Genomic DNA, 6,341 nt, shown 5'->3' on the forward strand with positions numbered 1-6,341 from the left:
AAAGCGGTACGCGAGCTGGGTTCAGAACGTCGTGAGACAGTTCGGTCCCTATCCGGCGCGGGCGGAGGATATTTGAGAGGAGCTGCCCCTAGTACGAGAGGACCGGGGTGGACGGACCACTGGTGTATCAGCTGTCGACCAACGGCATAGCTGAGTAGCCAAGTCTGGACGGGATAAACGCTGAAGGCATCTAAGCGTGAAGCCCCCCTCAAGATGAGATATCCCCTCCTTCAAGGAGATAAGATCCCTTAAAGACGATAAGGTAGATAGGTTCAAGGTGTAAGTGCAGTAATGCATTCAGCTGATGAATACTAATAGATCGAAGGTTTATTCTAAAAGATGTAAGTGTAAAGTTCTCGTAATCTGTATGAAGTTTTGAGGTTGTTATAAATAAATAGAATTCTAGAGCAAACCATAATGGTTTGCTTTTTTTGTATTCAAATTTATATATTATTTATCTTCTGTTGAAACAGTGATAAACTTTTTCTAATATTAATAAACATCTAGAAAGGTGAAATATGAGACGATATTTATCTGCTATAGGGTTATTAGCATTTGTAGGGGTTTTATTTCTATTTTCATATAGAAACACCAAAACGAAAAATGAAATTATCGATAAAATAGAGCAATCAATATGTCAAGAAGAGAAGGTTTTTACAAAAAGCGATTGGAAAAAATCGCATACTAAAGTTTGCGGCTTATATGTTACAGGCCCTATTGCCGGGACTGAAAAAATGGATGAAATTATTAATATAATAAATAATTCTGATGCAAACGCTATAGTATTAGATGTAAAGGATGACTTTGGTAATATTACTTTCAAAATGGATAATCAGTATGTACAGGAAAACGAAGCATGTATCCCCTATATTTCAGATATTGAAGGGTTATTATCAAAACTTAAAGAGAATAATATATATGTAATAGCAAGAATTCCGTGTTTTAAAGATCCGATTTTAGCAAAAGCAAAGTCAGATTTATGCTTAAAAACTAGTGATGGTACCCCTGTTACAGATGCAAATGGCAATGAGTGGGTAAATCCAGCTAAAGAAGAAGTTTGGGAGTACATAATTAGTATAGCAGAAACATGTTGTGAACTAGGTTTTGATGAGATTCAGCTTGATTATGTTCGTTTCCCAGTTGGACAAAATGCAGAAGAAGCTATTTATGGTGTTGATACTAATGATGATAATCGGCAGCGTTATATAAATGAATTTTTAACGAGAGCATGTGATAGTATCCACAGGTATAACGTCCCTGTTTCGGCAGATGTATTTGGGACGATAATAAAAAGTAATGAAGACGCATCACATATTGGTCAAGATTATGTTAATCTTGCATGTTCTCTTGATATTATCTGTCCGATGATATACCCTTCACATTATGCTGCAGGAGAATTTGGAATTGATTTACCAGATGCAAATCCATATGAGACAATTAATGCAGCGTTAAACGGATCACAGACAGTGCTATCGGCCACACCTGAGTATAAATGTGCAGTAGTAAGACCATGGCTTCAAGCTTTCACAGCAACATGGATTCCTGATTCAATTACATATGATAGTTATGCGATAAACATGCAAATACAAGCCCTGCATGATGCTGGTTATGAAGAATGGATATTATGGAATTCCAAGAGTGATTATTCTATGGGAGGATTTTAATAATGAAAAGTATTTGTGATTTTTAACATTCTTTATTAAAAAAGTGATAAACTGATAATTAGTAGATTTGTGCATAAAAATCGTATGCTTTATAAGGGATATTGAGATATAGGAGGGGTTAATTATGGAAATGATTACTCTGAAGTGCCCAAATTGTGGTAAGAAATTTGAAATATCTACTGAGGATGCACGAAAGAAATACCAATATGGTTATGTGCCAATTTTCTGTAATATAAAATGCGAGTTAAGATTTTCTGAAAAACGGTGAAGTAATGAAGTATAAACATGTTGTACAATATTATGAAACAGACAAAATGGGAATAACTCACCATTCCAACTATATCAGATGGATGGAAGAGGCCAGAATTAATTTTTTGTCTAACATAGGTTGGGATTATTCAAAACTGGAGACACTAGGTATAGTTTCTCCTGTTATTAAAGTAGATTGTGATTATAAAAGGACCACCACATTTGCAGATCAAATAGATATATACGTTAAAGTGGTCGAGTTTAAGGGGGTCAAATTAAAAATATACTATGAAATGAAAAACCATGAGGGAGAAATTGTCTGTGAAGGGACAACATCTCATGCTTTTTTATCAAGAGATGGAAAGCCTCTTAGATTAAAGCAGTCATTTCCTGAATTTTATAATTGTTTAATGGAGATAGTCTCTGGTAAGTAGTATTACCAGAGACGTTTTTCTAAACGAGAACGTTCTATTTCAATATCGGCAAATAGTTTTTTTGCTTGTTGAGATGCGGTGTTTTCATCATAAAGCATGTTTATCAAGGAAGTTTGCTTTTCAATAAGGGTGTTTCTTATCGAACTGGAAGGCTCTAGATTGGATTTCAGCTGTTGTTTACTTGCCTTAATGTTAGCATCCCATTCGGCTTTATTTTTTTCATATTGTTTGTTGATTTCATCTATTCTCTTTTCCGCCTCAACTCTAAATTTTTCTGTTTCCACACGGATTGATTCCATTCTTGCTTTTACTTTTTCAGTTCTGTATATCACATCAGGATAAGCATTTGCAAAACGTCGGTATAAGATAGATTTATCACGGAATAGGAGTCTAATATCTTGACTAATGGCTTCTGTATTATCTGCATCGCTTGATTCAACTCCTATTTTTACAAGTTTCAAAACAAAATGCGATACACTATAATCAGTAATAAAAATGACAGAAAGACAACCTGATATCATTTCCTTTGTGATTAGAGGAATGTTTTTCATTACTCCATAAAGGAAGGGATTAATAAGGTGTATAATCAAAATGCCACCTAAACCAAATAATACTAGATTTCCAATCCAAACACGACCATTTAAGTTCATAGGTTTTTGGCTATAGTCCCACCATCTTGCATGAAATCTTTTTTCCATAAAATAACTAGTTAGATACTCTATAAGACCACACGTAATAAGGGAAATTGTGAAGGTGGTTCCAATCCCTGATTCAACAGGATTAAGACCTGAGGCAGTAAGAGTAATCAAAGATGCCCCAGCGCCGTATATAGGTAACCATGGTCCAATAAGAAAACCTCTATTAATAAATCGACCGAATTGTCGGTATTTCAGCGTGACTTCTATGCACCATCCAATAATAGAAAATATAAAAAAAATTAATAAAATGTTAACAAAAAAATCCATCTATACCTCCTATCATAGGGTTAAAAAATAATCAAAAAGAATATTGTTATTATACAGAACAGTATATTCATATAATAAGCGTCTTTATATTTTTTGTCATCTATAAGAGTCTATGACATAGATACTATAGGGCATGTATGGTATATTGTAGAGAGATATTTTGTTGAAATAAGGGAAAATAGAGAAAAATGATACTTAACGAAAAATGTGTAAAATGCATGTATGACAGACAAGCTGCAAAGACTGATAATGATGAATATCTTGCAGAAATAAAAAGTATTTTGGAAAATCGTAGTTCTGTCGCTTGCAGTGCAGAAATGAATTATGCATTTAATCAAGCACATGAAAAATACATTGGACCGATGCCCAGCTTCAAGGAAGTAAATAAGAAGTATAATGACTTAGTTCTTTCTATGGAGAAGGAACTGGAATCAATAATAGAATCAAGCGATGATCCATTAGAAACATCACTGGTAATGGCGAGAATAGGTAATTATATCGATTTTGGTGTAATTCAAAATGTAGAAGAAAGTACATTTTTAGAGTTGTTCAACACGATAAAAATGCGTGAGGATGAGCTTAAGACATATGAATCCTTTTGCAAGCAGTGTACCAATGGGAATAAGTTTCTGCTTCTTACAGATAATTGTGGAGAAATAGTTTTAGACAAGCTTATGTTACGACAGTTGCAGAAGAGATTCCCTCAATTAGAAATATCAGTAATGGTTCGAGGCGGAGAAGTATCCAATGATGCAACAATGGACGATGCCATTTATGTGGGTTTAACAGAGGAGTTTGATGTCATTACCAATGGAGAAAAGATTGCAGGAACCGTGTATCGTAGGCTATCAGGTAAAGCGAAGCAGGCGATTGATACTGCAGATGTTATTCTCTCTAAGGGGCAGGCTAACTATGAATCTTTTGCGGGAGAGGGACATCATGCTTTTTTTACATTTTTATGTAAATGTGAATTGTTTATCGACAGATTTAGTGTTCCTAGATTAACGGGTATTTTTGTTGAAGAATAGAGTATTAGGGGGGACGATGAGGAAGAGAATAGGAATGTCTTTGTTTGGGGTAATAGTTTGTGCTATCAGTGTGGGCATATTTAAGATAGCAGCATTAGGAGTTGATCCTTTTCAATCATTTATGGCGGGGCTAGATGCACTAGTTCCTATAAAATTTGGGACCCTATATGTAATTACAAATGCAGTAATGCTACTGTTTGCGCTAGTTTTTGATAGACATTATATAGGAATAGCAACTTTTATTAACCTCTTTTTGTTAGGATATATTACACAGTTTACATATGAATTTTTACAAACAATAATAATAAATCCTTCAATATTTGTAAGAGTGATATGTTTGGTAGTTGGAGTTGTTATTATTTGTTTTGGTTCAGCTTTTTATATGACCGCAGATCTTGGAGTATCGACATATGATGCAATCGCTTTAATAATTGTAAACACATGGAAAAAAGGAAAATTTCAGTATATTAGAATCATAACTGATTTGGTATGTGTTACTATTGGAATAGCTTTGTTTTTAGCTGCAGGTGGAGAATTAATAAATGTTCCAACAATAGTTGGTGTAGGTACAATTATTACTGCTTTTTTTATGGGGCCTTTGATAGAATTTTTTAATGTATACATAGCAAGGCCTTTTTTAAAGGGTAAAAAAATTATATCATAACGACAAAAGGGCAACTAAGCAATAAATGCAAACAGTGTAAAATATGTAAAAGATGTAAGCGGTGTAAGCGTGGAGATATAATGACAGATATTGTAAGATATAGAATGTGCTTTTCAGGTCGTGTACAAGGTGTAGGATTTAGGTATAAGGCTAGCAACGTAGCCAGTAAATATTGTCTAACTGGCTATGTGAAGAATGAGTATGACGGGACTGTTACTGTTGAAATACAAGGTACAGAACAGAATATATATATGTTTCTGAAATCCATGGGGTCTGATAGATATATTGATATTTATGAAGTTGAGAAGGAACATATCTCAGTAGAAACTGACGAGCACGGATTTATTGTTCAGTATTGAAGATTTATAATCATTTAGGGGGGAGTGAAAAATGAGTAGATTAAAAGATCTTAGAGAATATATAGATAACGAACTTAATTCCCTGGACGTTGAAAAACGAGTGAATGCCACGGCACATCTGTATGGGGTTTCATTGGCCGCAACAATTTTGGCGAAGAAACGAGGATTGAATGAAGAGTTAGCGGCGATGGCAGGAATGCTTCATGATCTTCATGCATATAAAAGTGGTTCCTATGATGATCATGCACATTTAGGTGCTGGATTGGCGAGAAATATTCTTGAAAAACTAGATTTAACGACCATGGAAGAAACTGACACTATATGTTCTGCAATTTATCATCATGATGACAAATTGGTGGTAGATGCGCCAATGGATGAGTTACTTAAAGATGCAGATGTTATTGATCACTGTTTTAAGGATACGTCTAAAGCTATAATAGAAAAAGAACAACAACGGTATAATAATCTTTGTAATGAACTGAGCCTATAGAACATAGGCTCTTTTTTTACACCCATTTATTATAATCGTATGTCTTGATGATGTAGAAGAGATAACGGTACTACAATATGTTTTTCATACATATGTAGACCATAAAGAGATATTGTGTAAATAATTAACACAATTCAAACAATAAGCTATATTTTAGGCTATTGATTTACTTCAAGAAATTTGAAAAAAAGTGTTTACAAGAGCTGAATGAGATGATATTATAATCGAGCGCTGAGGGACAGCAAGTCACAAAGCAAAACGAAGATTGATAACTGAACAGTGAAACAAACCTTGAATTAATACAAGTTTTAAAACATGTATCCTTGAAATTCATTTAGTTTCTAGACGAAACAATACAAACCTTTATTAGTAAACAAGTCAGTTTTATACTGATTCGGAATTAAACTTTTAACATGAGAGTTTGATCCTGGCTCAGGATGAACGCTGGCGGCGTGCTTAACACATGCAAGTCGAACGAAGCAATTTTC

8 protein-coding genes and 2 rRNA genes are annotated in these 6,341 nt (G+C 34.2%); 9 read left to right on the forward strand and 1 reads right to left on the reverse strand.

From position 1 onward, the window contains the following. The 4 genes from BLR54_RS14710 to BLR54_RS14720 form a co-directional block, all read left to right on the forward strand. Positions 1–335: ribosomal RNA gene (locus BLR54_RS14710) — 23S ribosomal RNA — on the forward strand; the annotation flags it as partial. 183 nt (positions 336–518) lie between these two features. Beyond that, positions 519–1,664 (forward strand): putative glycoside hydrolase, encoded by a 1,146-nt coding sequence (locus tag BLR54_RS14715; RefSeq protein ID WP_090422391.1) that lies wholly within the window; start codon positions 519–521, stop codon positions 1,662–1,664. Between the two features lie 124 nt (positions 1,665–1,788). Further along, positions 1,789–1,932 (forward strand): hypothetical protein, encoded by a 144-nt coding sequence (locus BLR54_RS15035; protein WP_176761976.1) that lies wholly within the window; start codon positions 1,789–1,791, stop codon positions 1,930–1,932. A gap of 4 nt (positions 1,933–1,936) precedes the next feature. Further along, positions 1,937–2,347 (forward strand): acyl-CoA thioesterase, encoded by a 411-nt coding sequence (locus BLR54_RS14720; protein WP_090422393.1) that lies wholly within the window; start codon positions 1,937–1,939, stop codon positions 2,345–2,347. A 2-nt stretch (positions 2,348–2,349) separates the two neighbouring features. Here the strand turns inward: BLR54_RS14720 and BLR54_RS14725 are convergent, their stop codons facing one another. Then, on the reverse strand, positions 2,350–3,312 hold the full coding sequence (locus tag BLR54_RS14725; RefSeq protein WP_090422395.1) for a putative ABC transporter permease: 963 nt from the start codon (positions 3,310–3,312) through the stop codon (positions 2,350–2,352). 188 nt (positions 3,313–3,500) lie between these two features. Between BLR54_RS14725 and BLR54_RS14730 the strand changes: the two genes are divergently transcribed. From BLR54_RS14730 to BLR54_RS14750, 5 genes are all read left to right on the forward strand, one after another. Beyond that, a complete protein-coding gene (locus BLR54_RS14730; RefSeq protein ID WP_090422397.1) occupies positions 3,501–4,340 on the forward strand; it encodes a damage-control phosphatase ARMT1 family protein in 840 nt (279 codons plus the stop codon). Between the two features lie 16 nt (positions 4,341–4,356). After that, on the forward strand, positions 4,357–5,004 hold the full coding sequence (locus BLR54_RS14735) for a YczE/YyaS/YitT family protein (RefSeq protein WP_090422399.1): 648 nt from the start codon (positions 4,357–4,359) through the stop codon (positions 5,002–5,004). Between the two features lie 80 nt (positions 5,005–5,084). Then, positions 5,085–5,363, forward strand: a complete 279-nt coding sequence (locus BLR54_RS14740; RefSeq protein WP_176761977.1) for an acylphosphatase — start codon at positions 5,085–5,087, stop codon at positions 5,361–5,363. Between the two features lie 31 nt (positions 5,364–5,394). After that, positions 5,395–5,853, forward strand: coding sequence for an HD domain-containing protein (locus BLR54_RS14745; protein WP_090422403.1), 459 nt, complete (start codon positions 5,395–5,397; stop codon positions 5,851–5,853). Between the two features lie 409 nt (positions 5,854–6,262). Continuing rightward, positions 6,263–6,341 (forward strand): 16S ribosomal RNA (locus BLR54_RS14750); the annotation flags it as partial.

This window comes from Pseudobutyrivibrio sp. YE44 (genome assembly GCF_900104335.1).
In the GTDB taxonomy this organism is placed as follows: Bacteria; Bacillota; Clostridia; order Lachnospirales; family Lachnospiraceae; genus Pseudobutyrivibrio.

Coding starts and splice junctions, on each gene's coding strand:
- BLR54_RS14715 (WP_090422391.1), top strand. CDS start 519: ATGAGACGATATTTATCTGCTATAGGGTTATTAGCATTTGTAGGGGTT.
- BLR54_RS15035 (WP_176761976.1), top strand. CDS start 1,789: ATGGAAATGATTACTCTGAAGTGCCCAAATTGTGGTAAGAAATTTGAA.
- BLR54_RS14720 (WP_090422393.1), top strand. CDS start 1,937: ATGAAGTATAAACATGTTGTACAATATTATGAAACAGACAAAATGGGA.
- BLR54_RS14725 (WP_090422395.1), bottom strand. CDS start 3,312: ATGGATTTTTTTGTTAACATTTTATTAATTTTTTTTATATTTTCTATT.
- BLR54_RS14730 (WP_090422397.1), top strand. CDS start 3,501: ATGATACTTAACGAAAAATGTGTAAAATGCATGTATGACAGACAAGCT.
- BLR54_RS14735 (WP_090422399.1), top strand. CDS start 4,357: ATGAGGAAGAGAATAGGAATGTCTTTGTTTGGGGTAATAGTTTGTGCT.
- BLR54_RS14740 (WP_176761977.1), top strand. CDS start 5,085: ATGACAGATATTGTAAGATATAGAATGTGCTTTTCAGGTCGTGTACAA.
- BLR54_RS14745 (WP_090422403.1), top strand. CDS start 5,395: ATGAGTAGATTAAAAGATCTTAGAGAATATATAGATAACGAACTTAAT.